The sequence below is a fragment of the Streptomyces sp. NPDC037290 genome (assembly GCF_055603245.1).
Map to the genome: position 1 here is coordinate 1 of NZ_JBVJVZ010000133.1, position 1496 is coordinate 1496.

Below are 1496 nucleotides of genomic sequence, written 5' to 3' on the forward strand. Positions count from 1 at the left end.
CGGGGTCCCTGTCTCTCAGCCCGCCCTCCCTTCGCCCGGCCGAGCCTCGATGGAGGTCGTCCGGTCAGGCGGGACGCTGTGTCTTGGCGTTGTGCGGGTCAGGCGATCTGGTACCTGCCGACTTCCAGGAAGTGGCGCAGTGCTTCGGGTGTGTTGTCGTCGAGGGCGGCGCCGGCTGCCGCGCGCAGGGCTGGGCTGATCGAGGGGTCGGCGAGGATGCGGGCGATGGCGACGCGGTCGTCCTCGGCCTGGGCGGTGCGGTAGCCGTTCTCCAGCCAGGCGCGGATCGCGTCGGAGTCGTTGGCGTCCAGGAGGGCGTTGACCTCGGCGATGACGCGCCGGCCGCTGTCGGGGTCGCCGAGCAGGCGCGTGATGGCGACATGGTCGTCTTCGGCCTGGGCGGCGCGGTAGCCGCTCTCCAGCCAGGCGCGCATCGCTGCCGGGTCGTTGGCGTCGAGGAGGGCGTTGGCCTCGCGTGTCACACGGCGGCCGCTGTCCGGGTCGGCGAGGATCCGGGCTATCGCCACCCGAAGGTCGTCGGCGTCCGGTTCGTCCGCGGACGCGGGCGCCGTCACTGCGGTCGGTGCCGTATCGGCGGCGAAGGACGGGGTGGCGAGCAGCAGCGCCGGGGCGAGGATGCCTGCGGCGATGACGGGTGCTACGCGGTGCAGTCGCAAGGGGAGAACTCCTGTTCAAAGCGTTGGCAGGGGAGTTGAGGGCGCATCAGGGCGTCCACCTTGGTCATGCTGCCATGCGGGTATGACAGCGGCGGTTGTCCCAACGGCCAGGGCTTCGCGGCTCTGGCTGTGGCCGGGGCTTCGTGTCGTCGCAGCCTCGCTGTCTGGGGCGCTTCGAGTGAGGCTCGTGGCTGCGGGGGGGATGATCGAGACGAGTCGATTCCTGGGGGTGGTCGTGGTGTGGTCTGAGCGTGTGGTGGTGCGTGACGGCGTTCGACTTGCCTGTCGGGACTGGGGCGGGCGGGAGCAGCCGGTTGGGCTGTTGCACGGCTTGGCCGGTCATGCGGGTGAGTGGGAAGCGGTGGCCTCGCGGCTCGGTGGCCGGTATCGGGTCGTCGCGGTCGATCAACGGGGGCACGGCGCGAGCGGGCGTTATCCGCGCGATGTCTCCAGGGCTGCTTATGTCCGGCCGCATCTCCGGGCGGTGGCGTACCGCCTGCTCGGCTCTCTGACCGAGGCGGACGACGCTGTCCAGGAGACCTGGCTGCGCCTGGCGGGCTCCGACGACCGCCGGATCGACAACCCCGGGGGCTGGTTGACGACGGTGGTCGGCCGTGTCTGCCTGGACATGCTCCGTGTGCGCAAGCGGCGCGGCGAGGAGCCCCTGGAGCAGCAGCTGCCCGATCCGGTGATCGGTCGGGAGGACGGTTCCGATCCCGAGCAGGAGGCGCTGCTGGCGGACTCGGTGGGGCTTGCTCTGCTCATGGTGCTGGAGTCGCTCAGTCCGGCGGAGCGGCTTGCTTTTGTGCTGCACGACAT

At 70.9% G+C, this 1496-nt stretch carries 2 protein-coding genes; one reads left to right on the top strand and one right to left on the bottom strand.

Annotation, left to right across the window (positions count from 1 at the left end):
- Window positions 1-98 precede the first annotated feature (98 nt).
- Window positions 99-677 (bottom strand): ALF repeat-containing protein, encoded by a 579-nt coding sequence (locus ACZ7HQ_RS45415; protein ID WP_471003483.1) that lies wholly within the window; start codon window positions 675-677, stop codon window positions 99-101.
- Window positions 678-879: 202 nt separating this feature from the next.
- Between ACZ7HQ_RS45415 and ACZ7HQ_RS45420 the strand changes: the two genes are divergently transcribed.
- Window positions 880-1496 (top strand): alpha/beta fold hydrolase (locus tag ACZ7HQ_RS45420; RefSeq protein ID WP_471003486.1); only part of this gene is annotated, 617 nt, incomplete at its 3' end.